The 25257-nt window shown below is 69.4% G+C and carries 18 protein-coding genes and 3 pseudogenes; 11 read left to right on the top strand and 10 right to left on the bottom strand.

Translation table 11 applies throughout. From position 1 onward, the window contains the following. Window positions 1–8 precede the first annotated feature (8 nt). The 4 genes from OG746_RS38160 (at window position 9) to OG746_RS38145 (ending at window position 3676) form a co-directional block, all read left to right on the top strand. The gene (locus tag OG746_RS38160) at window positions 9–848 is read left to right on the top strand and encodes a carbohydrate ABC transporter permease (protein WP_266723115.1); all 840 of its coding nucleotides are present in this window, start codon (window positions 9–11) and stop codon (window positions 846–848) included. 48 nt (window positions 849–896) lie between these two features. Further along, on the top strand, window positions 897–1694 hold the full coding sequence (locus tag OG746_RS38155) for a ThuA domain-containing protein (RefSeq protein WP_266723113.1): 798 nt from the start codon (window positions 897–899) through the stop codon (window positions 1692–1694). Then, window positions 1691–2842: a Gfo/Idh/MocA family protein gene (locus OG746_RS38150; protein ID WP_266723111.1), complete on the top strand. Its 1152-nt coding sequence runs from the start codon at window positions 1691–1693 to the stop codon at window positions 2840–2842. Before OG746_RS38155 ends, OG746_RS38150 begins: the two co-directional genes overlap by 4 nt. Before the next feature lie 420 nt (window positions 2843–3262). Further along, window positions 3263–3676 carry a hypothetical protein gene (locus OG746_RS38145; RefSeq protein ID WP_266723109.1) on the top strand — a complete coding sequence of 138 codons (414 nt, stop codon included), beginning with the start codon at window positions 3263–3265 and terminating at the stop codon, window positions 3674–3676. A 100-nt stretch (window positions 3677–3776) separates the two neighbouring features. Here OG746_RS38145 and OG746_RS45590 read toward each other — a convergent pair. After that, window positions 3777–4193, bottom strand: a pseudogene (locus OG746_RS45590) (transposase); the annotation flags it as partial. 445 nt (window positions 4194–4638) lie between these two features. Between OG746_RS45590 and OG746_RS38140 the strand changes: the two are divergent. From OG746_RS38140 to OG746_RS38125, 4 genes and pseudogenes are all read left to right on the top strand, one after another. Further along, window positions 4639–4842, top strand: a complete 204-nt coding sequence (locus OG746_RS38140) for a cold-shock protein (RefSeq protein WP_266723107.1) — start codon at window positions 4639–4641, stop codon at window positions 4840–4842. A gap of 299 nt (window positions 4843–5141) precedes the next feature. Continuing rightward, window positions 5142–6623: a DEAD/DEAH box helicase gene (locus tag OG746_RS38135; protein ID WP_266723105.1), complete on the top strand. Its 1482-nt coding sequence runs from the start codon at window positions 5142–5144 to the stop codon at window positions 6621–6623. A 53-nt stretch (window positions 6624–6676) separates the two neighbouring features. Beyond that, window positions 6677–6964: pseudogene (locus tag OG746_RS38130) on the top strand (CBS domain-containing protein); the annotation flags it as partial. Between the two features lie 63 nt (window positions 6965–7027). Continuing rightward, the gene (locus tag OG746_RS38125; RefSeq protein ID WP_266723101.1) at window positions 7028–7336 is read left to right on the top strand and encodes an SCO5918 family protein; all 309 of its coding nucleotides are present in this window, start codon (window positions 7028–7030) and stop codon (window positions 7334–7336) included. 179 nt (window positions 7337–7515) lie between these two features. On the opposite strand, the gene OG746_RS38120 is transcribed toward OG746_RS38125, so the two are convergent. Next, window positions 7516–7851 (bottom strand): MerR family transcriptional regulator, encoded by a 336-nt coding sequence (locus OG746_RS38120; protein WP_266723099.1) that lies wholly within the window; start codon window positions 7849–7851, stop codon window positions 7516–7518. A gap of 786 nt (window positions 7852–8637) precedes the next feature. On the opposite strand from OG746_RS38120, the gene OG746_RS38115 reads away from it, so the two are divergent. Beyond that, window positions 8638–8784 carry a hypothetical protein gene (locus tag OG746_RS38115; RefSeq protein ID WP_266723097.1) on the top strand — a complete coding sequence of 49 codons (147 nt, stop codon included), beginning with the start codon at window positions 8638–8640 and terminating at the stop codon, window positions 8782–8784. Between the two features lie 46 nt (window positions 8785–8830). Beyond that, complete coding sequence (locus OG746_RS38110; protein ID WP_266723095.1) at window positions 8831–9190, top strand: GvpU-like protein; 360 nt, start codon at window positions 8831–8833, stop codon at window positions 9188–9190. Window positions 9191–9383: 193 nt separating this feature from the next. Here OG746_RS38110 and OG746_RS45720 read toward each other — a convergent pair. From OG746_RS45720 to OG746_RS38080, 6 genes and pseudogenes are all read right to left on the bottom strand, one after another. Then, window positions 9384–9617 (bottom strand): annotated as a pseudogene (locus OG746_RS45720) (IS5 family transposase); the annotation flags it as partial. Window positions 9618–9879: 262 nt separating this feature from the next. Continuing rightward, window positions 9880–11934 (bottom strand): glycoside hydrolase family 6 protein, encoded by a 2055-nt coding sequence (locus tag OG746_RS38100; protein ID WP_266725668.1) that lies wholly within the window; start codon window positions 11932–11934, stop codon window positions 9880–9882. Between the two features lie 171 nt (window positions 11935–12105). Next, a complete protein-coding gene (locus tag OG746_RS38095; RefSeq protein WP_266723094.1) occupies window positions 12106–13638 on the bottom strand; it encodes a cellulose binding domain-containing protein in 1533 nt (510 codons plus the stop codon). Further along, entirely contained in the window at window positions 13635–16394 is a 2760-nt protein-coding gene (locus OG746_RS38090) for a glycoside hydrolase family 48 protein (RefSeq protein ID WP_266723092.1), read from the bottom strand. Before OG746_RS38090 ends, OG746_RS38095 begins: the two co-directional genes overlap by 4 nt. A 196-nt stretch (window positions 16395–16590) precedes the next feature. Next, window positions 16591–18417, bottom strand: coding sequence for an endo-1,4-beta-xylanase (locus OG746_RS38085; protein ID WP_266723090.1), 1827 nt, complete (start codon window positions 18415–18417; stop codon window positions 16591–16593). A gap of 358 nt (window positions 18418–18775) precedes the next feature. Next, window positions 18776–20632 (bottom strand): glycoside hydrolase family 9 protein, encoded by a 1857-nt coding sequence (locus tag OG746_RS38080; protein WP_266723088.1) that lies wholly within the window; start codon window positions 20630–20632, stop codon window positions 18776–18778. A 535-nt stretch (window positions 20633–21167) separates the two neighbouring features. Here OG746_RS38080 and OG746_RS38075 point away from each other — a divergent pair. After that, window positions 21168–21878: a polysaccharide deacetylase family protein gene (locus OG746_RS38075; protein WP_266723086.1), complete on the top strand. Its 711-nt coding sequence runs from the start codon at window positions 21168–21170 to the stop codon at window positions 21876–21878. Window positions 21879–22022: 144 nt separating this feature from the next. Here OG746_RS38075 and OG746_RS38070 read toward each other — a convergent pair whose 3' ends face one another. Further along, window positions 22023–23645, bottom strand: coding sequence for a GxGYxYP domain-containing protein (locus OG746_RS38070; RefSeq protein ID WP_266723084.1), 1623 nt, complete (start codon window positions 23643–23645; stop codon window positions 22023–22025). 398 nt (window positions 23646–24043) lie between these two features. Then, window positions 24044–25246: an esterase/lipase family protein gene (locus tag OG746_RS38065; RefSeq protein ID WP_266723082.1), complete on the bottom strand. Its 1203-nt coding sequence runs from the start codon at window positions 25244–25246 to the stop codon at window positions 24044–24046. Between the last annotated feature and the right edge of the window lie 11 nt (window positions 25247–25257).

Below are 25257 nucleotides of genomic sequence, written 5' to 3'. Positions count from 1 at the left end.
GGTCCGCCATGGCGTCATCGACACCCTCCCCCGCCCGCGGCGACGCCGGCCGGGCCTGGGGCAACACCGCGATCGGCCTCGTGCTCATGGTGTTCATGCTGTTCCCGGTGTACTGGATGGTGAATGTCTCCTTCCAGCCCGGCAGCGCGGCCACCGCCACCGACTGGTTCCCCAGCACCTTCGACTTCGACGGCTACGCGGCCGCCGTCCGCGACCAGGGCCAGAACCTGGTCACCAGCCTGACCGTGGCCCTGGGCAGCGTCGCGGTCAGCCTGCTCATCGCGACGCCGGCCGCGTATGTGCTCTCGCACTTCAAGCTGCGCTGGGCGGGCCCTGTCCTGCTCGGCATCCTCATCAGCCAGATGATCCCGGGCATCGTCATCGCCAACGCCCTCTACAGCGCGTACAACCAGCTCGGCCTTCTCAACTCGGTCGGCGGCCTGATCGTCGCGGACGCCTCGCACGGCGTGCCGTTCGCGATCCTGATCATGCTGGCGTTCATGCGCGCCATCCCACCGTCGCTCGTCGAGGCGGCGCGAGTGGACGGGGCCGGGCACACGCGTGCCTTCTTCTCGATCGTCGTCCCGATGAGCCGCAACGCGCTGATCACGGCGGGCCTGTTCACGTTCCTGTTCGCCTGGAGCGACTTCCTGTTCGCGCTCACGCTGACGACCACCAAGACGGTCCGCCCAGTGACGCTCGGCCTCTATCAGTACCTCGGCGCGCACGTGAACGACTGGAGCGCGGTCATGGCGACGGCGACGCTCGCGTGCATTCCTGCGGTGCTGCTGCTGGTCGCGGCGCAGCGGTACGTGGCCGCGGGCGTGGCCGGCGGATCGGTCAAGTAGCCCGGCGCCAGGGCTCCAACCACCCCCACCAGAAAGGTGATTCACCACATGTCTCCATCCCAGTCTTCTTCTCAGGACAACGCCCCGATCCGTGTGACCGTCTGGGGCGAGAACCGCCACGAGCAGACCGAGGAGCACGTCGCGAAGATCTACCCGGACGGCATGCACGCCACCATCGCCGACGGCATCCGCGAGAACCTCGGCGACGGCTGCACCGTGCGCACCGCCACCCTGGACGAGCCCGAGCACGGCCTGACCGAGGAGGTCCTCGCCGCCACCGACGTGCTGACCTGGTGGGGGCACGCCGCACATGGTGACGTCAGCGACGCGGTCGTCGAGCGGGTGCACCGGCACGTCCTGTCCGGCATGGGGCTGATCGTGCTGCATTCCGGGCACTGGTCGAAGATCTTCACCAAGCTGATGGGCACCAGCTGCACCCTGCGCTGGCGCAGCGAGCACGACCGCGAGCTGATCTGGACCGTCGACCCGACGCACCCGATCGCGCAAGGGGTGCCGCACCCCATCGAGATTCCCGAGGACGAGATGTACGGCGAGTACTTCGACATCCCGGCCCCCGACGAGCTGGTCTTCGTGTCGTCGTTCAGCGGTGGCGAGGTCTTCCGCAGCGGCTGCACCTTCCGGCGCGGCCACGGCAAGATCTTCTACTTCCGCCCCGGCGACCAGGACTTCCCGACGTACCACCACAAGCACGTCCGCAAGGTCATCGCGAACGGCGTGCAATGGGCGCGCACGGACCGCCCGGTGGAGCGGGCGTACCCGGAGCTGCTCCGCTACGACACCGGCGAGTTCTTCAAGGGCGGCTCCTACCAGGGGCCGCTGTCATGAGCCACATGAGCCACATGAGCCACCGGATCATCGCGAACGGCCCCGAGGATCCGCTGCGCGTGCTCCTGGTCGGCGCCGGCGGGATGGGACGCGCGTGGCTCCGGGCGCTGGCCGCTTCGCCGACGGCCGCGCTCGTCGGCATCGTCGACCTCGACCTGGAGGCGGCGCGGGACGCGGCGCGCGAGACGGGACGCCGGGACCTGCCGGTCGGCACGGACGCGGTGCGACTCGCGGCACAGACCGGTGCGCAGGCGATCGTGAACGTCACCGTCCCCGCGGCCCATCACCCCGTCACGACCGCCGCGCTCGCGGCCGGACTACCTGTCCTCGGCGAGAAGCCGGTGGCCCCCACGGTCGCGTCCGCGCTCTCCCTCGCGGCGGCCGCGGAGGTGACCGGCGAGCTGTTCATGGTCAGCCAGTCGCGGCGCTGGAACCCACAGGTGTTCGCACTGCGGTCGGAGGTGACGGAACGCCTCGGCCAACTCGGCTGCGTGACCACGGAGTTCTACCGAGCGCCCCGCTTCGGCGGTTTCCGCGACGCCATGCCGTACCCGCTCCTGGTGGACATGGCGATCCACCCCTTCGACACGGCCCGCTTCCTGATCGGCGCGGAACCGGTGGCGGTCTACTGCGAGTCGTACAACCCGCCCTGGAGCTGGTACGCGGGCGACGCGGCGGCGAGCGCTGTCTTCGAATTCGCCGGCGGTGTGCGCTACACGTACCACGGCAGCTGGTGCCAGGGCGGCGACGAGACGTCCTGGAACGGCCGCTGGCGGCTCTCCGGCGAAAAGGGAACAGCCCTATGGGACGGCGAGACGCCCCCGACGACCGACCCGACGGCCGCCCGGCCTCTGGACCCGGTCCGCACCCCTGACGGCATCGCGGGCGCCCTCGAGGTGTTCACGGCGGCCCTGCGCACCGGCACGGTGCCGATGGGCGAGGTCCACGAGAACATCCTCAGCCTCGCGATGGTCGAGGCAGCGGTCGAGTCGGCCCGCGCGGGGCGGCGTGTCCTGATCGACGACGTACTGGCGAAGGCATACGGGGAGGCGGTACGCGATGAACGGGACGACCGGGTCGGGGCGCGACTGCGGGAGTGGGGCTCGCCGCGGTCCGTACTGAGCGGGACGACCGCCGTGCCGGGGTAGCGGCGGGCGGGGTCGGGGGTCGGGGAAGGTCTGCAAACCCGACAGGTCGGCCGTCATGGCGATGTCACCGTTGCCGACGGCAGGGTGTCAGTGGGGTGCGGTGCGGTGCGCACGGAGTGGCGCCGGCGCTCGAGTTGGGCGCGATCGAGCATCACGAGTGGGCTCCCGTACGAACGTTGACCGGACGACGGGCTTGACGAAGCGTCAGCCCCGGGTCCCGGTGCCCCCGCTCGGTAACGGGGGCACCGCAGCCCCCAACGGCCACCACCAAAAGGCCGCACACCACCCACCCAAATTCGGAACTGGGGTCAAAATTCCGCATGGCCCCATGGAGCTCGGAACACGATCTTGTTGAGGTGTCCTGGTTCGGTGTGCCCAGTGGGACGGTTCGGCTGTTCGTGATGCCGTTATGCTGAGTCCGTGATCATCAGGGGGATGGGCGGGCGGTGGCTCGTCGCCGCGTTGACCGCCTCTGCGGTACTCATCTCAGGGTGCGCGGCCCAGGTCGACCCCGACGAGCTGCCCGGCGTGTACCTCAACGACAAAACTGGCGGCAAGGTCCTCCTCAACCCTGACAAGACGTTCACCGCCACGGACATCTCGGCAAACGAAGCCACGGGGAGTGGAGGTACCGACCCCCTCGACTTCAGTGGCGAATGGGAGTTCGTTGCCAACGAGGAGTCCAGCGACTTCGTCTACCTGGAAACCAAGAACGGTGGCCTCGGCAAGATCGGCGACCTCCAGCTCTACGTGAGAAGCCAGCCGGAGGTGGAGATCCAGCCCGATCCGGATGGGCCGCCGACTCTGGTGCTCGCCAAGGCCACCGACCCGTAGATCCCACGGGTCGAGTCCGGGCCCGCAATACGGTCATGGTTGGGTCCTCTTGAGTCGGCGCCGGCAGATGAGACTGCAGGCAGCCTTTTCGGGAGATGACCGGCAGGATCTTCCGCTTGCGAAGTGCGGCCCGGTTCGGGTTCGAGTCGTAGCCCTTGTCACCGAGTAGGGCGTCCGGGCGTCTCCTTGGCCGGCCTGGACGTCCTGCGACGGGCGGGATGCCGTCGACGAGCGCGAGGGTCTGGGTGATGTCGTTGACGGTCGCGGCGGTGCTGATGACTTTGAGCGGGGTGCCGCGGCCGTCACAGATCAAGTGGTGCTTGCTACCCGTCTTCCGCCGGTCGACCCGTGACGGACCGGTGTCGGCGCCCCTTTTGCCACCCCATAGGACGGGGAGCCGCCGGTAACAAACCGGGCACGGATGCGGCGCACGCCACCCCGACCATGATGGCGCGCATCGTCTAGTGAGCTTCCGTCCACGGCCTGCCGACCGGCCGGGGGCCCGGATCTGCGCCATGGCCGGCTCGTACGCACACCCGACCGTCCTCACGCCGGGAGCGCACGACCGCGTCGACGCGTGGAGGCGGTAGCCGCCAGACGCCATTGGCCCTGGCGTGGCGGCAAAACCGGTTAACCCGGCAACAGGCATCCGGCACTCTTCCGAAACGCTGCGCTCGACAAACCAATGTCTGTGTTCGCGAAGTGAGGGTTTAACGATCCGGGCAGGGAGAGTTTTTAGCGCAATGAGCAGAGCGGGATTAGTTCGTACCCGCGGGCCGCTATGGCGTGCTACTGTCGTCTCAGTTGCAGTTGTGGTTCCCGAAAACTTCAAGTGCTCCTGGCTGCATACTGCGGTGGGGGCACTTTTGTATTACCGGTCATTTCCGGGCGGGGTAATCATCGCGGCGACACGGTGTCCGCACAGTGCGGATATCCGTTGTACTGCCCCAAAGGAGATTGACATGACTACTGGCACCGTGAAGTGGTTCAACGCGGAAAAGGGTTTCGGCTTCATCGAGCAGGAGGGTGGCGGCGCTGACGTGTTCGCCCACTACTCGAACATCGCCGGCCAGGGCTTCCGCGAGCTGCTCGAAGGCCAGAAGGTGAACTTCGACATCGCGCAGGGCCAGAAGGGCCCGACGGCCGAGAACATCGTTCCCGCCTGACGCTGACGCGTACTTTGTAGCTGGGGCCCGCATCCTTCGGGGTGCGGGCCCCAGCTACAGGCATTTCCCGCAGTGATTCGACCTGCGGGCGATTCGGATAACATCCGCCCATATCTGCAGTCGACGCTCCGGGTGAGATTCCCTCTTCGCGTCACTCGTTTTCAGCGCCTGCGCCCGCATGGATTACCAGCCGGCCAGATCCGCTTTCGCTTTTACCGTCGGTCCATTTCTCGTGATTCTCCGCGCCGTTCATCGCCGGAAGAATTCCTTGATATGCACCGCATCAAGGAAGGTTCCGCATGAACCGCACACGTACAAACGACCGATTCGCCCGCACCCGTAATGGCGGTGGCGGTGCCAATTCCGGTGCCGGAAACCGGAGCAGGTCCGGTGGGCCGGCCCGGTCCGGTGGCTACGGCCGTCGGCCCGCCGCCGTGCAGGGTGAGTTCGCGCTCCCCAAGACGGTCACCCCGGCTCTGCCCGCCGTCGACGGCTTCGCCGAACTCGGCATGCCCGCGCCGCTGCTGGCCGAACTCGGCAGGCAGGGTGTGGCCGCCCCCTTCCCGATCCAGGGCGCGACGCTGCCGAACTCCCTCGCGGGCCGTGACGTCCTCGGCCGCGGGCGCACCGGCTCCGGCAAGACCCTCGCCTTCGGCCTCGCCCTGCTCTCCCGGACCGCCGGGCAGCGCGCCGAGCCCCGCCAGCCGCTGGGGCTGATCCTGGTCCCCACCCGCGAGCTCGCCCAACAGGTGACCGACGCACTCACTCCGTACGCCCGCGCTGTCAGGCTTCGCCTGACCACGGTCGTCGGCGGCATGTCGATCGGCAGGCAGGCCAGCGCGCTGCGCGGTGGGGCCGAGGTCGTCGTGGCGACCCCGGGCCGGCTCAAGGACCTCATCGACCGTGGCGACTGCCGCCTGAACCAGGTGGGCATCACGGTGTTGGACGAGGCCGACCAGATGGCCGACATGGGATTCATGCCGCAGGTCACCGCACTCCTGGACCAGGTGCGCCCCGAGGGACAGCGCATGCTGTTCTCCGCGACGCTGGACCGCAATGTGGATCTACTGGTGCGTCGCTATCTGACGGACTCGGTCGTCCACTCGGTGGACCCCTCGGCCGGTGCGGTCACGACGATGGAGCACCACGTGCTGCACGTCCACGGCGCCGACAAGCACACGGCCACCACCGAGATCGCCGCCCGCGACGGCCGCGTGATCATGTTCCTGGACACCAAGCACGCCGTCGACCGGCTGACGCAGGACCTGCTCAACAGCGGTGTACGGGCCGCCGCGCTGCACGGCGGGAAGTCCCAGCCCCAGCGCACCCGCACCCTGACGCAGTTCAAGACCGGGCACGTCACCGTGCTCGTGGCCACCAACGTCGCCGCCCGCGGCATCCACGTCGACAACCTCGACCTCGTCGTCAACGTCGACCCGCCGACCGACCACAAGGACTACCTGCACCGCGGCGGCCGCACCGCCCGTGCCGGTGAGTCCGGCAGCGTCGTCACCCTGGTCACCCCCAATCAGCGCCGCGGCATGATCCGCCTCATGTCGGACGCCGGGATCCGCCCCCAGATCACCCAGGTCCGCTCCGGCGAGCAGGAACTGCACCGCATCACCGGAGCCCAGGCCCCCTCGGGCATCCCGGTCGCCATCACCGCGCCGGTCACCGAACGCCCCAAGCGCGGCACCGCCTCCCGCGGCCGTCGCCGCCCCGCTTCCGCGGCACGACGCACCTCCGCGCCGCAGCGGGCTGCTGCCGACGCGGCCGCCTGAGCCCAGAGACCTTCGTGATCAGAACACTGGCCAACCTTTGCCGGAGGCACCTTTTGACGCTGGTACAGATGCAGTCCCGCCCGATGAGCGGCGACCCCGTGCGCGCGACCTTGGGCGACACCGTTGCCCACACCGTTGAGGAAGCCGGGCCGCGGGTCTGGGACGACATGACGGTCGAGGTCGCCCTGTCCGTGATGGTCGGCGCCCGTGTCGGGCACCTGCTCGTCTGCGACCAGGACGGCCGACGCACCGGTCTGGTCACCCGGGCCAAGCTCACGGCTGTCCGTGACGGCTCCGCGTACACGGATCGGATCCGCCTGCGCGACCTCGGCGACGGCGGCCTCGCCCTCGCTCTAGCCCGCTGAACCAGCTCCCCACGATTGCCCTTCTTCTTGTGAGGTCTCATGCGCTGTGTCATCGCCCGCTTCCCGTTCGACCTGACCAGGAGCGGGGTGCTGGAAACGATGAAGGGCATCAAGCCCGAGCCGGTCACCGGTGAGTCCGTGATCATCGGGCGCCGCCACTACCCCGCCAAACAGGTCGGCCAGGTCATCACCCGCCAGGACCGCCGGGACTTCAGCGCGGGCGAAGTCCTCCGCGCCATGGCCCGGCTCGGCTTCACCTGCCGGACTCTGCCCGCGGCCGCGCCCGCGCCCGGCATCAGTCCGCTCCAGCGGGCTTCCGTCATGCTGGGCGCCCCCGCGCCCGCCTGATCGGCGGGGCAGGCGCGAGCCTGTCATGTGCCTGGACTGGCACAGCGTCGGACACTCCCGGCGGACGACAGCCTCTACAGGCGATGTCCCTGGGACGCCGCACCCCGGCGGCGCGTCCAAGCAACATGCGGGGGCCGTAACCGCGAAGCTCCCGCAGAGAGTTGCAGGTTCCGGTCCTCTCAAGTCCCGGCCATCTGGTCGCCTGATCCTGCGGCGCGGTATTCGGCGTTGATGCGCTGGGCCTCTTCGAGTTGGTCTTCGAGGATGATGATGCGGCAGGCGGCTTCGATGGGGGTGCCCTGGTCGACGAGTTCGCGGGCGCGGGCGGCGATGCGCAGTTGGTAGCGGGAGTAGCGGCGGTGGCCGCCCTCTGAGCGCAGCGGGGTGATGAGGCGGGCTTCGCCGATGGCGCGGAGGAAGCCCTGGGTGGTGCCGAGTATCTCGGTGGCCCGGCCCATGGTGTAGGCGGGGTAGTCGTCGTCGTCGAGACGCCCGAACGAATCGTCTGCTGTCACTTGCACCTCTCTGTGTTCTCTGTGTGGAACGCGTCGAGGGGCCCGGGTGCCGTACGGCACCCGGGCCCCGAAGGAACTACTACACCATCTGCCGGCCCTGATACTGCACCGGCCTTCTGTGTCCGCCGACCCGACCTGGAAGATGTCGGGGATGCGGGGATCGCGGTTGCTTGACCGGAGACCACCTCACTATCGATGTCCTGCGGTACCCGGGCTCAAGACATCCACCCGGGCGATCCTGATGGCGCTCGGCTCCTCCGTTTCTTCCCTCTGGGATCAAACACTTACCAACTGCCGGTACTGCTCTCCTGCTTACTGCTGGTGATGCGTACTGCTCAGTGGCCTGCGGTAGCGCCACTCTTCGACAGCCAGCCCCGTCGCCCGTCCTGCGTCTGCTCCGGCTTAGAACCCCACTGTCGAACTTCCCGGTGCGCGCGTCCGCAGCCGACGCCTTCACCGAGGTGCTGCTCACTCAACTGCACTGCTGGGTACTGCACTTGCGGGTACTGCTACTGCGGTACTGCTCACGGCGGCCCCTGATCACTGCGGGCCACCCGGTCCGGTCGTCAGTCCCGTCGCCGTCCTGCAACAAACCTGGCTTCGAAACTCCACCACCGCACCGTCCTGCGAACTGCAACTACGGGTACTGCTTCCCCGGCAGTTCATCCCTGCCGGGCTTGCTCGATCTCGGCTACGAGAGAAACCATAACCACACCACCACCCAATGTCTACTCCGGCCGACATAGATTTCTGGATGTTCGCCAGTGAGGCAATCGACCTCGACCGATGGCGGCGAGTGGGAGCGAGGCGTTCATCGCCTGGTTTTCGGGCCGCCTTCCGGGGCACAAGGTGGTCAACCGCCTCGCCCGCACCACCGCGGTCACCCGCCCGGCCTCAGGCGGCAAGACCGTGAGCGCGCGTCTCGCCCGGTAGCACCAACGTTGCAGCAGCCCGAGCGTCGGCGAATACAATCTCGCCCATGTCGAAGCATGATGAGCTGCTCGTTGCCATGGCCGCCCTGGTGGAGACCGGGCAGAGCAATCAGATGTCCCTGACCGTCGTGACCGGTGGCGCTGTCATCACCGGTCGGCTGGCCCCCGAAAAAGTGTGGCGCCAGCGTGTCGCGGAGGTCCTGACGGACTCCACCGACCTGGGAGAGTTCTCCGTCATCTTCGATACCGCCGCGGAGAAGAACGGACCGCCCACGCATCTGCACTTCCACGTCGCCCGGATCCTGCAGGGCACGGTGGGGATCCCGGAAACCGGCGGCATGTACCGCGTCGCGATTGAAGACGTCAAAGCCTGGACCGTGGGCGACTTCAGCTATTCCGACCACTGAACAACCAGAGCACGTTGGTGTTGAACAGCTGTGTGGACGCCGTCAATCTCTACGTTGACCAACTGCGTTAGCGGCACGGCGAGTTCGACATGTCACACGCCGACTAACGCCCCTCGCGGAGGCGGAGGTTGTCCGCCTTGACGCCGGGCAGTTTCGCTTCCAGCGAGTACGTGGCGATCACCGCGGCCTGGAGCGCCGCGACGAGGATGGGCAGGCCGATGAACAGCAGGCGGAAGGTGTCGCAGCCCAGGTGGCGCTTGCGGCCGATGATGCGTTTGCCGGCGTCGGTGCCCTGGTCAGCCAGGTGCACGTTGGCGGAGGCCTTGATGGTCTGGGAGTCCAGCACGCAGGCCGACGGCTCCGTGTGGCGGCCCTCGGCCTCGCGGAGCAGGCGCCGCAGCAGACCGGTGAGCTGCTCGAGCACTTCGATCAACATCCGGCATTCGTCGGACAGTTCGCCGGGATACCCGTCGCGCGGGGTCATGTTTCCGCTGTACCGCGCGGCGAACGGCCCGACCAGGGGGTAAAGGCCAGGGACACGAGGCGAGGTGGGATGAGACGGGAGGTGCTGGAATGGAACAGCCCTCTCCCGCCACATCGCAGCCCCTCACCTCACCGGCCCCTCAGCCTCGATCTGGCCGGGCCATCAAACCGCAATCTATCGCCGTGAATCAGCGTCAAACACTCAGTTACGGGGCGGTGCCCCACAGGAGTTGGCCGCCGGAGTAGACGCCGATCTTCGGGGCGTCCGCGTAGGCACTGGCGGTGCCGTGGCTGTAGTCGTCGGCCTCGTTGAGGTTCGACCAGTCGGCCCGGTGCAGCCGCAGCTGGATGTCGCCGGTCGAGGCACCCGCGGCGAGCGTGCCGCCGGTGACGTTGACCTTCAGGTAGCGATTGGCCCCGGTCGCCGTGCCGTTCGTCGACACCGAGTGGGTCAGGTTCGAGCAGCCGATCTGCGCCCAATCGCACCACGTCGTGTACGAGGAGGCCGAGTCGTCGAACCAGTAGCGGATCTCGACGTCCTTCAGACTCTGCGCACTACTACCGGTGTTGACCACCTTCAGGTTCATCCCGATGGCGTTGTCCGTCAGGCCCGTATCGCTCGTCTTGTACTGCACCTTCAGATTGCCGGTGCCCGACCCACCCCCCGAAGTCGTCGTGCCGGCGACCTGTGCGGACTGGGCCGAGGCGTTCCCGGCGGCGTCCCGCGCCCGCACCTTGTACTGGTAGGTGGTGGAGGCGGTCAGAGCGCTGTCGGTGTACGTCGTGCCGCCGGTGGAGCCGACGAGGGTCCCGTTGCGGTACACGTCGTACGACGCGACGCCCACGTTGTCCGTCGAAGCGGTCCAGGACAGTGACACCGACGACGAGGTGGCGCCCGTCGTCTTCAGCCCCGCCGGGACGCTCGGCGCCTCGGTGTCGGGGCCCGGGTCGCCGCCGCCGTTCAGCGGCGGGTAGGCGTTGGTCAGCAGCATCTGGAACTGTGCGGAGAACCAGCGGCCGGCCAGCGGGGCGTCGGCCATGGCGCCGGTCGGATTGTTGCCGTTGCGTGCGTTGCCCTCGTAGGTCGGGTCGCACATCCGGTCGAAGCCCTTGCCCTCGTCGTTGTCGATGGGCTGGCTGTTGCCGTCCGACTCGCCCGGGGGCTTGGCCCACACGTACGCGTCGATGCCCGGCTCGGGCGCGGTCTGCGGGCGTTCGCCGACTCCGGCTCCCTGCTGGTTGCACCAGTTGCCGGTGTGGATGCGGCGGTCCACCCTGCCGCCGTCGACGTAGGCGTCGGCGGAGGTCTGCGGGCCGGGGCCGGTGGGCCGTGCGGTGCCGCCCCAGCCGTTGCGGGCGGTGTCGATGAGCATGCCGAGGCCGGAGTTGAAGCCGCCGCGGCTGACCAGGCGCTCACGCAGCGCCTGGGCGAAGCCCAGCTCGTCGACGTAGTAGTTCCAGTCGACCCACTTGGACTGGCGCACGGTGGTGCCGTTCACCGAGTCGGTGACCTTGAAGTTCGGCTCGTGCAGCGCACCGTAGTTGGCGGTGTTGACGATGAAGCCGGCGACGTCGTCGACCGTCGCGCCCTCGGAGGTGGCGGCCTTCTTGAACTCGTCGACTGCCGGGTCGAAGTTGGTGTCCCAGCCGAGCCAGCCGTGGTGGCCCGCGTCGATGTAGTTGTAGACGTTGGGGATGTCGCCGAGCTTGTTCAGCGCGTAGCCGACGCCCTTCTCGTACGACCCCACTTCCTTCACGTGCCGGCAGGCGTCCGTGGCGCCGGCCGCGCTGCCCGCGTTGGTGACCATGTTGGGCAGCGAGTCCGGCTCGATCAGCGCGGAGATCCGCAGTGCCGCGTACTTCGGGTCGGCGAGGATCGCCGCGATCGGGTCGATGTACTCCGACTTGTACCGGTCGAGCTCCTCCGCCTTCAGCTCGCCGTTGGAGGCGAGCGCCGAGCAGTCGCGGCCCGGCAGGTCGTAGATGACGACCTGGAAGAGCGTGGCGCCCTGCGTCAGCGCGTGGTCGAGGTGGGCGCGCAGGCCACGGCCGTTGGAGGTGCCGGTGATCGCGGCGATCCGGTCCATCCAGACGAAGCTGGGCTCGTCGGCGATGACGGAGCCGCCGGGCTCGGCCTTCGCCTTGGCGGACCAGTCCGGGTTGACGTACGGCTTGGCGCCCACGTACGGGTTGTCGACCCGGGCCGCCGCGGCCGCCGAGGCCGGTGCGGTAGGCAGCGCGACGCTGAGCGCGGCTCCCATGGCGAGCGCAGGCAGCAGCGCCGCGAGCCTCCTGAAGCGGCTCTTGCGTCTGAGGTGCGTGGTGGTGTTCATCGTTGTGTGGTGTTCCTCTCGGATAAGGGTGTGCGGAGGTACGGCCCGGTGGCGGGAGGCAGCGGGAAGGATTCCCGCCACCGGGTGTCTGGGGGTGGATCAGGGCGCGGTGCCCCACAGGAGTTGGCCGCCGGAGTAGACGCCGATCTTCGGTGCGTCCGCGTAGGCACTGGCGGTGCCGTGGCTGTAGTCGTCGGCCTCGTTGAGGTTCGACCAGTCGCTGCGGTGCAGCCGCAGTTGGATGTCGCCGGTCGAGGCGCCCGCGGCGAGTGTGCCGCCGGTGACGTTGACCTTCAGGTAGCGATTGGCCCCGGTCGCCGTGCCGTTCGTCGACACCGAGTGGGTCAGGTTCGAGCAGCCGATCTGCGCCCAATCGCACCACGTCGTGTACGAGGAGGCCGAGTCGTCGAACCAGTAGCGGATCTCGACGTCCTTCAGACTCTGCGCACTACTACCGGTGTTGACCACCTTCAGGTTCATCCCGATGGCGTTGTCCGTCAGGCCCGTATCGCTCGTCTTGTACTGCACCTTCAGATTGCCGGTGCCGGTCCCGCCGCCGGGCTCAGTGGTGACGCTCACCGGACCGGTGGGTGGCGAGGCGTTCCCGGCCGCGTCCAGGGCGCGCACGGTGTAGCTGTACGCGGTGGACGCCGTCAGCCCGGTGTCGGTGTACGTCGTGCCGCCGGTGGAGCCGACGCGGGTGCCGCCGCGGTAGACGTCGTACGACGTGACGCCGACGTCGTCCGTGGCGGGGTCCCAGGCCAGCGAGGCGGACGACGAACTCGCCCCGGTGGAACGCAAGTTGCGGGGCGCGGTCGGCGGCGTGGTGTCCCCGCCGCCCGAGCCCTTACTTGCGTCGAACGAGAAGGAGTTCACGCCAAGACCCTGGCCGCCCTGCCAGATCTCGAAGCCGGCCTCGGCGTCGATCAGGTAGTGCGCGGGGTTGATCTGGCCGCGCGCGGTGGCGTCGTCGACGAGACGCTTCACGTTGAGATCGGTCACCGCGGTGGCGCCGCCCTGCAACACGTACGAGATGACCTTCCACCCGGAGGCGCCGGGCCCGGTCCACACGTCCCAGGTCCTGCCGTCCGCCGTGACCGTGGCCGTGCGGGAGCCGATGGGCTGGACGCCGCCGCGGTGGTTGATCCAGATCATCACCTCGGTGCCGTCCGGCTGGTCGTCGGTGGTGGGCGTGGAGTTGAACCACAGGTCGTACGAGGCGTTCCAGGCGCCGGAGGCGACCTGCGTGGTGTCGAACGTCGAGCGGGCGCTGCCCAGTTCACTGACCCGGATCGGCAGGCCGCTCTTCGCGGTGCACACGCCCCAGTGGCAGCCCTTGTAGCTGGACGGGTAGGTGGCGGGCGGCCCCGCCGTGGTGAGCGAGAAGTTCGCCTCGGTCAGCTTCCAGGCGCCGGTCGCGGTGTCCACGCTCGCGCACTGGCGGGCCGAGGAGTTCCACTCGTTCTGCTGGTACGTGTACGTGCCGCCCTGCGTCTCGGTGGTGCCCCACTGGGTGCAGTCGGTGACCGACGCGGCCGCCGCCGGGACCGCGCCGGTGAACAGCGCGAGCCCGGCGAGCAGGATGCCCGCGGCGGTGGCGGCGAGGGCGCGACGCGGGTGTCGTCCCGTCACGGCGCCGTCCCCCAGACGAGCTCGCCGCCGACGTACGCGGTGATCTTGGAGGCGTCCGCGAAGGCCGCGTTCGTACCGCGGCTGTAGTCGTCGGCCTCGTTGAAGTTCGACCAGTCGCTCTTGTGCACGCGCAGTTGTATCTCGCCGGAGTCGCCGCCCGCGGCGACACTGCCCGCGCCGGCACTGAAGCCGACCTCCAGGTAGTGGTCCGCGCCGGTCTTCGGGCTGCTCAGGGCGACCACCCGGTGGGTGATGTTGGCGGCGCCGAGCACCGCCCAGTCGCACCAGGTGGAGTACGTGGACGGGCCACCGTCGCCGGTGAAGTAGTAGCGGACGGTCACCGTGGAGAGGCTGAGCGCGCCGCCGCCGGTGTTGCCGACCTTCAGGGACATGCGGATGGAGTTGTCGGTGGCGTTGGAGTCGGTGCTCTTGTACTGGACCTTGGCCCCGCCCGTACCGCCGCCCGTCTTGGTGGTGCCGGTGACCTCGGCGGACAGTGCGGAGGCGTTGCCCGCGGCGTCGCGGGCGGCGACCCGGTAGTGGTAGGCGGTGGCGGCGGAGAGCCCGGTGTCGGTGTAGGTGGTCGCGGTCGGGGTGCCGACCGGGGTGCCGTCGCGGTAGACGTCGTACGCCGCGACGCCCGTGTCGTCGGTGGACGCCGTCCAGCTCAGCGCCACGCTGGTGCCGGTCGTCGCCGTCACCGTCAGGCCGGTGGGGACGGTCGGCGCGGTGGTGTCGCCGCCGCCGGGGCCGCCCTCGTCGCCGAGGAGCTCGGCGTACGAGGCGAAGGAGAGCGCCAGCGCCGCCTGAGCCCAGAAGCGGTGGTACGTGAAGACCGGCGGAGCGCCACCGTCCAGGTACGTCTGCACCTTCGACCAGCCCGGCTCCTGTTTGAGCCACGGCCGCATCCCGATGAAGGTCGTGCCGGAGCCCAGCTTCACGCCTTGCGGGGAGGTGCCGGACCAGCCCGCCGGGAAGTACACCGGATCGTCGAAGCGGTCGTAGTCGCGGCGGGTCTCGGGGACGGCGATGCCCTTGGCGTCGGCGTGCTCGGCCATGGCGTCGAGCAGGGACTTGGCGAGTCCGGCGGAGTCGGCGTCCCCGGACTTCGCGGCGTAGTAGATCAGCGTCATGGCCAGCGCCGCACCCACGCCGACGTCGTCGCTGTAGTCGACGACGGACACGTGCAGGCCGGTGTTGGCGCCGGGGCTCGTGGCGTTCCAGGTGTCGGGGGCGCCGGTCCAGCCCAGCGTGGAGGGGAAGCGGTAGCTGCCGTCGGAGCCGACGGTGGTCTGCTTCGAGGCCCACGCCACCCACTTGTCGAGGACGGCCTTCGCGGTCGCGTTGTTGGTGACGTAGTAGTACTGGGCGACGCGCTCCATGCACCACACCTGGAAGCCGAACCAGTTGTTGCTCGGCGGGTCGTGGTAGACGGGCTGCCAGTCGTACGCCATGCCGTAGAAGGTCGGTGTGCCGGCCGGCGGGGTGCCGTACTGGCCGTCCCAGCTGTTGGAGCAGCCGCCGGCGAGCCCGCCTTCGGAGGACTGCAGCCAGCGCAGGAACTCCAGCTGCCGGGTGAGCGACTTCTGCCAATCGCCCTTCGCCGTCGGCGACTTGGGGGTGAGGGCGGGGATGGTGGACAGCGCCCAGGCGGCGAGGGGGTTCTGGTAGCCCTGGTGGGCGATGCCGTCGCCGATGCGCCAGGCCCAGCCGCCGCCGGTGCCTGCGGAGCCGCCCCACGCGTAGTACCAGGACAGCAGGTAGTGCTGGGCATCGCGGCCGGAGGCGGGCTGGCAGCCGGTCGGGCTGGTGCAGTCGCCGATTTTCTTGAAGTACTTGTCGAACATCGAGTAGCGCAGGTAGTCGCCCATCTTCGCGGCCTTGGCCACGGAGGCGGAGACCTGACTCGCCTTGCCCTGCGCCGTCGCCCACGTCAGCGCCCAGTACGCGGCCTGCACGGCGCGCGCGTCGGCGTCGGGGGCGTTGGTGTACTTCCACTGCTTCGCGTACGAGGCGTCCTTGACGAAGAGGTCGAGGTAGCCGTTGGCGCCGCCGTACTTGAAGAGGTCGGTGCTGGGCTGCGGGACGGTCTCCCAGACCGACTCCTGCGCGCCGCGCTGGTAGCTGTTGACGAAGGACGCCATCTTGCCGGGGCCGAACTCGTCACCCGTACCGGGCTTGTTGCCGAAGCCGTAGACGTTGTCGAGGTCCATCAGCCAGTGCATGCCGTAGATGTCCATCGTCCCGTACGCGGAGGCGAGTTCGGTGGCGATGGGGTCGGAGCCGACGGAGACGGAGGAGGTCAGCTCGGACGGGTAGCTGGTGACCTGCGGGTGCTCGGGCGCGTAGGTGGCGGGCTTGGAGGGGGTGTACGAGTCGTTGGTGGGCTGGTCGATGTGCGGCGGGATGATCGAGGCCTCGGCGACCTCCCAGGACTTGTTGAACGGGGCCCAGTCGCCGGTGACCCGGCCGTACGCCGCCTCCAGCCAGATCCAGAAGCTGAACGCCTCGGAGGTCGTCTGGTGGCCGTGGTCGGGGGCCTCGACGATCAGGGTCTCGGCGCAGTGGTACGGGATGCCGTCCGGGCTGAAGTAGCCGCTGTCCGGGCTCTTGATCTTGTTGTACTGGGTGAGGAAGGCCTCCGTGTAGGGGCCGTCGGCGGCGGCGGCCGTCTGTGCGGCGGACCCCTCCGGGGACTCGGCGGCCCGGGCGAACGCCTGCCCGGCGCCGAGGGCGACGAGCGCGCCGCCGGCCACGCCGACGAAGGAACGCCGGGAGAGTAACGAGGATCTTTCGAATCTTTCGGGCACCTCGGGATGTGCGGACACAGGTCCTCCAAGAGGGGGTCCGGGTGGGAGTGGTGGTGGTGCCGTGCCGGGGCTGCTCCCCATCCCGGCACGGCGGCACGCTGGAACGGTCCGGGCGGGCGGAGCCGACCGCCCGGACCGCGGTTCAGGGGGTGGTGCCGTAGACCGTCTGACCGTCGAGGTGGACGGTGATCTTCGGTGCGTCCGCGAAGGCGGTGTTCGTACCGCGGCTGTAGTCGTCGCCCTCGCTGAAGTTCGACCAGTCGCTCTTGTTGAACCGCAGTTGTGCCTCGCCGCTCGAGGCCCCGGGGGCGAGGCTGCCCGCCGTGGCGGCGAAGCCCACCTCCAGGTAGTGGTCGGCGCCGGCCTTCGGGCTGCTCATCGCGACGACCCGGTGCGTGAGCGTGCCACAGCCGGGCGCCGCCCAGTCGCACCAGGTGCTGTACGTCGTGGCACCGGACTCGCCACTGAAGTAGTAGCGGACGGTCACCTCGGAGAGAGCGACGGCCGAGTCACCGGTGTTGACCAACTGCAGCCCGGGCTTGATCGAGTTGTCGCCGGCGGACTGGTCGTTGTTCTTGTACTGGACCTTCAGGGCGCCGCCGCCCGCGCCCGCCGGCTGCGTCGTGGCGCTCACCGGGGCGGACTGCGCCGAGACGTTCCCTGCGGCGTCGCGGGCCCGCACCGTGTAGGCGTACGCGGTGGAGGCGGCGAGCCCGCTGTCGGTGAAGGACGTACCGGAGGCCGTCCCCACCTTCGTGCCGCCGCGGTAGACGTCGTACCCGGTGACGCCCGTGTCGTCGGTGGCGGCGTTCCACGCCAGGGAGGCGGAGGCCGAGGTGGTGCCGGTCACCCGCAGCCCCGACGGCACGCTCGGGGCCTGGGTGTCGACCGCGCCGGTGTCGCCGAGGGCCTTGCGGATCGCGTCCATGACGACGGGTTTGGGCTGGAGGTTCCCGTCCCACGGGAGGGCCGAGCCCTCGCCGTCGAAGACGCCGGGGATCCAGGAGTACTTGTCGGTGTAGTCCCAGACCGTGATCCCGACACACCGGGTGACGGCCAGGCAGGCCTCGGTGACCCGGCGGTAGTAGTCGGCCTGGGTGGCCTCCTTCGCCGTGTCCTTCGGCAGCTGCATCCGCACGTCGAGCTCGGTGACGGCCACGTCGAGGCCGAGGTCGGCGAAGCGCTGGATGTTCTGCTGCATCTGGTTCGGGAAGCCGTACTGGATCGCCAGGTGCGCCTGCATCCCGACGCCGTCGAGCGGCACGCCGGCCGCCTTCAGGTCGCGGGCGAGGGTGTAGAGGGCGTCGCTCTTCGCGCCGAGCCCCTCGACGTTGTAGTCGTTGATGTACAGCTTGGCGTCGGGGTCGGCGGCCCGGGCGGCGCGCAGGGCATGGGCGATGAAGTCCTTGCCCATGGCGTTGTAGAACGGCGAGTTGCGGTAGCTGCCGTCCTCGTTGAAGGGCTCGTTGACGACGTCCCAGGCGAACACCTTGCCGCGGTAGTGGCCGGCGACGTTGGCGATGTGGTTCTCCATGGCGGGGCGCACCTGCGCGGCGGGCAACTGCCCTACCCAGCCGGGTAGTTGGCTGTGCCACACCAGGGTGTGACCGCGCACGCTCTGGCCGTGCGCCCGGGCGAAGTCCACGACCTGGTCGCCGCCCGTGAAGCTGAACTGCCCCTGGGCGCGCTCGGTGCTGTCCCACTTCATGGAGTTGCCGGGGGTGATCGGCCCGAACTGGGAACCCAGGGTCTGGGTGTACGGGGCGTCGGACAGCTCCCCGTTGTCGGTCGCCGAGCCGAAGTACCTGCCCTTGGCGTCGGCGAGCTGATGCAGCGTCGGCGGCTCGGCCGCGGACGCCGTCGAAGGCGTGAGCCCGATCGTGGCCGCCGCGAGGGCGAGGGTGGCGAACAGGGCGGCGATGCTCCGAGAGGCCCGTCTTCGGGCGGGGGGTATGGGCGCCAGCGTCATGCTGGTTCCTCTCTCCGAAATGCGGGAGGGGGGACGCTCGGGGCGTCACCGAAGCCCTGTGACCGGGGTCCCGCCGGTCACGGCGCGCCGTTCCCTCCCCCGCGACTCTAGTGGGGAGATGGTGCAAGCCTTGAAGTCGTGGGAGCGCTCCCAAAGTGCTGTAGTGGGGTGCACCTGTCAAGAGGTGTGTCGAAACTTGCGGGTGGACTGGCGAAAATCGACGGACCGGTCGTTTCGGCCGTCGGCATTCCGCCAACATGTGAAGCCCCGGGCCAGGCCGCACGGCCGTGCGCGCCCCGGTTCTTGGCGGTGACCGTCGCGGTGAAGCCGGTGCTCCACACGCTGTCGGTCTTGTACGTCACCGCGCAGGCACCGGTGGGTGTTCACCGGTGGAGGTCCGCTCGGCGGCGTAGGCGGCGAGCCAGGCCAGCGGGGCGTTCCAGTTGACCGCCACCTCGTTGGTGGAGTACGAGCCGATGTCGTCGATGTAGCAGGCGGCGGGCGCGCAGCCGGCCAGCTTCTCCTCCGCCACCGGGTCCTGGAGGCCGCTGTTGGGCCCGCCCGCCAGTGACCCCGCCGGAGGATGGGGCAGCGAGGCGTCCAACTGGTGGGCCCAGAAGCGGTGATGCTGGTTCTGCGAGGACGTCTCGCCGTAGCCGGATACGTAGGACTGGCCGAGGGCGTTGCGGCCGAGGAGGTAGTCCATCGTCTCCAGCGCGCCGGTGCGGTAGCGCTCCTTTCCGGTCAACTCTCCGGCGACGGCGAGGACGATCGCGTCGTTCGCGACCTCGCCGTTGGAGCCCCAGAAGTAGCCGTCCGCCGGTACGGGCACCGCGTAGCCCTGGGCGGCCATCCGCGACAGGTAACCGTCGGCGGCTGCCGTGACCGAGGTCCGGATCCGGTCCCGGTCGGCTGCGGGCAGGCCATTGGGAACGGTGGCCAGGGTGAGCCGACCGAGTGCGGCCGTGTCCGCCCAGCCGAATCCGTAGGCGGAGAAGGCAGTTGAGGAAGTGTGCCAGGACGAGTCGGTGGCCGCGTCCCGGTAGCCGCTCTCGCCGGTCGTGGCGTACAGCTCGGCCGCCGCCCAGTAGAACTCGTCGCTGACCGTGGTGTCGCCGTAGGCGCCGCCGCCGGTGCTGTCCGAATCCGGCGCGTACAGCGCCGGGTTGGCGCGGGCCGCCGTCCAGGCCTTCCGCGCTGCTGACAGACAACGGTCGGCGAACGCAGGGTCGTAGGCCCGGTAGACCCGGGCGCACTGCGCCGCGGCCGCCGCGAGGTTGAGGGTCGCCGCCGTCGAGGGACGGTGCAGCTCACGGGGCTGGGGGTCCTGGTCGGGGCGCAGCGGCATGCCGGTCCAGGCCGCGTCGTGGATCTTGTGGAACGCCATGCCCGCATACGGCTTGCCCTCGGGTACCTGCATCCGCATCAGGAAGTCCAGTTCCCAGCGCGCCTCGTCCAGTACGTCGGGTACGCCGTTGCCGCGCTCGGGGACCTTCAGGGAGGAGTCGCCGAGCGCGGCGTCCTTGCCCGCGCGCTTGGCCCGCTCGAAGGAGTTGACCATCAGCCAGGTCGAAATGCCGCCGTTCACCACGTACTTGCCGTGGTCGCCCGCGTCGTACCAGCCGCCCCTGACGTCCTGGGTGTAGTCGCACACGCCTGCCTGGCACGGGACGGAGGTGTCGCCCTTGTTGGGCGCGACACCGAGGTGTCCGGCCGGGCGCGCATAGGCGGAACCCACCAGGGAGGCGTCGATGGGTATGCCGCTGCGTTGGTGGTGGAAGAACGCCATCGCGTCGGAGCGCAGGCCGTCGTACAGGTTCGCGCGCAGGTCGAAGGGCGCGCTGCTGCTGCCGTCCACCGTCAGGACGTAACCCGATCCCGACCCCTGGAACGAGGAGAAGTCGGCCACTTGGACGGACTGCCCGGAGGGGGTGTCCGCCCCGCGCGGGACGGTCGCACCGGAGGCGACCGCCGTCCCTGACGCATCGCGCAACTGCCAGGTGAGCGGCTGCGTCGCCGTGGTGACCACGGTGGCGCGCTTGGGGCCGTCCGGCAGATAGCCGACCTGGTTGACGCGTACGGCCGTGGTCGCCGCCGCACCGGAGACGACGGTTGCCGCGGCGGGCGTGGTGAGGAGGCCGCCGACGAGGAGGGAACTCGTCAGCAGCGTGGCGGCGAGGCGTCTGGGGCGGGGTAACGAAGCAACGGTGGGCATGAGCGGCTCCTCTGTCGATGCTGATCAGGAGAGGGAGTTGGGCAGGGGGGAAGCGGGAACGCCGGGTGGCCAGGGGTCCGCGCCGATGGCGGGCATGCTCAGGCGATGGTTGTCGTGGCCGGGCGCGACGCCGGATCTGGGAGCGCTCCCAATGGGCGATGTCCCGCGTAGTGATCGATGGATCGGAGGACGGGAGGTGGACAGTAACGACGCGCACAACAGTCGTCAACTGATGCACAGGGCACGGGAGTTGTCGGCGTGACTCGGGAAAATCCGCGTTCGAAACAGTTTCAGACGCCCCTACCGGACAACGCATCGCCATGCCGTCTCAATCCGACCACTCCCCCGCACTACCCTTGACCTGCACGCCAAACAAGCCTGTATTCAGGGAAGTTGATGCACAGCGGAGAGACATCGTGGATCAAAAGTTTCGCCCTTCACGTCGAAACAGTTGACACTCCACGAGCCCGGCACCAACCTGTCGACGTCGGCACGCCCCGTCCCTGTCCCCCTCTCAGGCCGCAGGAGCACCCGCATGAGAACCCGACCAGGAACCACGCGACCCCACCGGTCGTCCCCCTCCCTCATGGCGAAACTGGCCGTCGTCGCGGCACTTGGCGCATGCACCCTCACCGTCGACACCGGCGCCTCGGCGCAGGCCGCCACCTGCACCGGATACGTCGGTCTGACCTTCGACGACGGCCCGTCGAGCAGCACGCCGGCGCTGCTCGACACGCTCCGGCAGAACGGGCTGCGCGCCACGATGTTCAACGAGGGGCAGTACGCCGCCGCCAATCCGTCCCTGGTACGCACACAGGTCGCCGCCGGCATGTGGGTCGGCAACCACAGCTACACCCACCCCCACCTGACCCAGCTGGGCCAGGCGCAGATCGACTCCGAGCTCTCCCGGACCCAGCAGGCCATCGCCGACGCGGGCGGTGGCACACCGCGGCTGTTCCGCCCTCCGTACGGCGAGACCAACGCGACGGTGCGGACCGTCGAGGCCAAGTACGGCCTGACCGAGATCATTTGGGATGTCGACTCGCAGGACTGGAACGGCGCCGGCACCGACGCGATCGTGCAGGCCGCCGCACGGCTCACCAACGGCCAGATCATCCTCATGCACGACTGGCCCGCCAACACGCGCGCCGCGATCCCGCGCATCGCGCAGACCTTGGCGGCCAAGGGCCTGTGCGCCGGCATGATCTCCCCGCAGACCGGACACGCGGTGGCGCCGACCGGCTGACACCACCCGGACGCGGCCAGGCCTGCGGCCGCGCGAGCGACGAGCAGCACCCCGACAGCGGGGAGGCGCCGCTGCGGGTGGCCGCGGCGCCGCTCCCCGGTCGATGCCCGCCCCGGCCTCCGGTGGGCTGTCCGGCCTCGTCGGTCAGGCGGGCGGAAGGTGCAGCGCCTTGCGGGCGAGCCTGAAGTACTGGTCGCCGCGGACCACCTGGTAGCGGGAGTCGAGCGAGCCGGCGATCGTGACCACGTCCGCCGGGGTCAGGTTCCAGGCGAGGGTGCCGATCGACAGGAACAGGGGCTTGGTCCCGTCCCAGTCGGCGGATGCCTTCGCGATCGCGTCCCGGGCGTCCGCCACGGAGTCGGTCAAGTAGCTGACGGACAGCGGCACGCTGCCCTCCAGGGCGCTGGTCCCGGTTCGGGTGGTCCACTCCTCCAGCAGGCCGAGCGGACGCACGTCGTGGAGGTACTGGCGGGCCTTCGCACCGGTGAGCGGGACGTCCGAGCCGGACTTGCGGTTGAGGATCACCGCGCTGTCCAGCCCGGTCCGGCGCATGTAGCGGGCGCTGGTCTTGGTGAAGACCCGGAAGGTGTCGTCCGGCCAGGGTGTCGGATACGCGTAGCCCGCGCCGGAAGGCCCGGCCATCAGGTAGTCATGCCGGGTGGCGGTGCGCTGGTAGTAGGACAGGAAGGTGGGCGCGGCGTCGGCGAGCACCGGGGTGGTGGACCAGTTGATCGGCACCGCGCCGCGCGCCGGATCGTCCCACAGCACCCGCATGCGGTGCTGGTTGTACTGGAGGTTGTCGCCCTCCGTCATGGTGAAGGTGACGTAGATGTGGTTGCCCAGTCGCGGCGTCGGCAGCGTCACCTGAGTTCTCGCCAGTGGCGCCCGCACTCCGCCGAAGACCGTCAGGTTCTGTGACCAGTCGCTGGCCAGCACCACCAGGCCGTGCTCCGAGGTCAGTTCGGTGCCGTCGCTCTCGCCGCCCACACCGGAGGGGAACCACCCCATGTAGGGGGAGCCGGCCCGCATCTGGGACATCACCCGGGCGCCCAGCTCACGGGAGTCGGGCTGGTCGGCGTGGATCCACAGCACCAACGCCCGGGTGGCGACCGCGTAGTCGCGCAGATAGGCCCCGACGCTGGGGTCGAGCCCGACCAGCAGGCGGTGGCTGGCGTGCGGCCAGAGGTTGTCCACCGCCCAGCGGTAGGCGGACAGTTCGTCGGTGAACCGGTCGCGCAGGTCGTCCAGGACCTTCAGGTTGTACGGCGCGGCGGTCAGCTTGGGCAACTGGTCGGGGGAGGCGGCCACGGCGTTGCGCAGGCCGGCCAGCGTGGTGGCGAGGTTGACGGTCGCGGGCTGGGCCGGGTCGGTGACGATGACGCCGCTGATCTCCGAGTGGTACTTCGACAGCAGCGACCACGGATCGCCGGCCGTGCGGAAGGACAGGCCAGCGGTCTTCAGCCAGGTGGTCGCCCCCTCGTCGGACTCGCGCAGCAGAGCGATCCGCGGCCGACTGCGATTCACGTTGCCCTGCAGCGTGGCGAAGAGCAGTTGTTCATCGGCGTCCGCCGTCGTCAGGTCCGCGACGTCCAGTGCGCGGGGTTCGGCGAAGCCGGGCAGTATCCGCTCGCGCGGCCACCACAGGCCGCCCGTCGGCTGAGCTGCGGCCAACGCGGTGCCGGGCATCGCCCCGGCGAGGGCGGCACCCGCACCGGAGGCGGCGAGCAGGCCGAGCATCTTGCGCCGACCGGGGTGGGGCAGTGACACGGTGGGACCTCCGCACTGGATCTCCGACGAGCAGGCGGGACAACGTTGTCAGCACAGCGCGGCATGGTCAATGCTCCGTCAGGGATTGACTGGGCGCGAGGAATTGCGCTCCCGGTGGCCACCACGGCGCAGGCCGCCTCCGCTGATCGGGGCACCGCCGTCGGGACTCGCTCCTCGGCGTCGGCCAGGCAGGTGTCCGGGGACGCGGTCGCCTCAGCACAGCGGTCGAACCAGGGCGGACCCGGCTGGGCCGGTCGCTGCGAGGCCGCCGCAGCGCAGTCAAGTGCCCTTCCGAAGGGGCGGCTTCGCGATGAGTTGGGCCCGCCTTCAGCTGACGGCGAAGGGGCGCGGCACCGAGCTGCAGACGGGCCCGCACCAGGGAGGAGACGGTGCGGTGGCTACTTGACCGGGAGCTGGTCGACGAGCCACGCGCACAGATCGCGGGTGATCTCGGTGTGGCCGGTGTTGTCGGGCGACGTCTTGCAGACGTCGAAGGGGAAGCGGCCCGCGTCGAGCTGGCCGATGTTCAGATCGAGGTCCTGCTGCTGGCCGATGTCGGCGCCGTCGACGGCGAGGGCGCTGATACTGGGCACGAAGGTGATGGTCGGATACGGCGCTTCGGCGGCCTGCCCGGCGAGGGCATTCAGTGTCTCGGCGGCGATACCGAACGAGTCGAGGGTGCCGCCCGCGGCGCTGTCGAGCTCGGGGTAGCCGGAAGTGCGCTTGTAGACCGGGGCGCCGAGCGTGCAGAGCTTGGCGACGGTTTCCGCATTTCCGCTGGGCTGCAGATACAGCTCGGTGCCGATGTACAGCCCGCCGGTGACTTTGAACGCGGCGCTGCCGGCCGGGTTGCCGTTGCCCCGGCCGTCGCCGCGGCCGTTCGCCAGGCCGATCTTCATCGGGCGCATCGGCCAGTCGCCCATCCGCTTCAACTGCGCCACGAACTCCGTGCGGTCCGGGTGCTCGACGGGTTCCGCGGCCAGGTTCGTCTTGTGCCGCCACAGCATCTGCCGGGCGGCGGGGCTGTCGACCATGTCGACCAGCCCGGAGTACAGGCGCTGGATGTAGTACGCGAAGGACTGCAGGCTGACCGGGATCCAGGCGCCCGAGTGCGGGGTGTCGAAGGAGAAGTAGACCGAGACCCGGTGGTCCATCCTCATCAATTCGAGGCGCAGCAGCGCGTAGCGAAGGATCAACCCGCCCATGCTGAAGCCCCCGACGACCAGCGGCGTGTCGGTGAGGTTCTCGGCGTTCGCCCGCATGATCGCGGTGGTCGCCGTCCTGGCGTTGTCGTAGATCGAGGCGGTGCAGTCCTGGTAGCCGAGGATGACGACGTCGTAGCCCCGCTGGTTCAGCTCGTTGATCAGCGGGTAGCCGTTCGGGTCGTTGAACCCCAGGTAGAGCGCGTTGCGGTCGGACTCACCCGGGTGGAAGCCGTCCGAGAGGATGATCGGCTGCTGGATGGCGTCGTGTCCCTGGGCGAAGTACACCCAGCCCCAGCCTCCGTCGAGCTGCCACGTCGCCTCGGGTACGCGGATTCCGCCGCGTGGTTCCGTGGGGGCTTGCGTCGCACCGAGGGGGTGGACTGCGAATCCGGACATGTGGAACCCCT

Origin of the sequence: Streptomyces sp. NBC_01016, from assembly GCF_026341035.1 — a bacterium.
Taxonomy (GTDB): domain Bacteria; phylum Actinomycetota; class Actinomycetes; order Streptomycetales; family Streptomycetaceae; genus Streptomyces.
Note: the sequence above shows the minus strand (reverse complement) of the source record. Positions and strands in the feature narration are given on the sequence as shown.

Bases quoted from the DNA above. Each gene is read 5' to 3' on its own strand.
- OG746_RS38065 (WP_266723082.1), bottom strand. From the start codon at position 25,246: ATGTCCGGATTCGCAGTCCACCCCCTCGGTGCGACGCAAGCCCCCACG.
- OG746_RS38080 (WP_266723088.1), bottom strand. From the start codon at position 20,632: ATGCCCACCGTTGCTTCGTTACCCCGCCCCAGACGCCTCGCCGCCACG.
- OG746_RS38140 (WP_266723107.1), top strand. From the start codon at position 4,639: ATGACTACTGGCACCGTGAAGTGGTTCAACGCGGAAAAGGGTTTCGGC.
- OG746_RS38160 (WP_266723115.1), top strand. From the start codon at position 9: ATGGCGTCATCGACACCCTCCCCCGCCCGCGGCGACGCCGGCCGGGCC.
- OG746_RS38075 (WP_266723086.1), top strand. From the start codon at position 21,168: ATGAGAACCCGACCAGGAACCACGCGACCCCACCGGTCGTCCCCCTCC.
- OG746_RS38085 (WP_266723090.1), bottom strand. From the start codon at position 18,417: ATGACGCTGGCGCCCATACCCCCCGCCCGAAGACGGGCCTCTCGGAGC.
- OG746_RS38135 (WP_266723105.1), top strand. From the start codon at position 5,142: ATGAACCGCACACGTACAAACGACCGATTCGCCCGCACCCGTAATGGC.
- OG746_RS38110 (WP_266723095.1), top strand. From the start codon at position 8,831: ATGTCGAAGCATGATGAGCTGCTCGTTGCCATGGCCGCCCTGGTGGAG.
- OG746_RS38155 (WP_266723113.1), top strand. From the start codon at position 897: ATGTCTCCATCCCAGTCTTCTTCTCAGGACAACGCCCCGATCCGTGTG.
- OG746_RS38115 (WP_266723097.1), top strand. From the start codon at position 8,638: ATGGCGGCGAGTGGGAGCGAGGCGTTCATCGCCTGGTTTTCGGGCCGC.
- OG746_RS38150 (WP_266723111.1), top strand. From the start codon at position 1,691: ATGAGCCACATGAGCCACATGAGCCACCGGATCATCGCGAACGGCCCC.
- OG746_RS38125 (WP_266723101.1), top strand. From the start codon at position 7,028: ATGCGCTGTGTCATCGCCCGCTTCCCGTTCGACCTGACCAGGAGCGGG.
- OG746_RS38100 (WP_266725668.1), bottom strand. From the start codon at position 11,934: ATGGGAGCCGCGCTCAGCGTCGCGCTGCCTACCGCACCGGCCTCGGCG.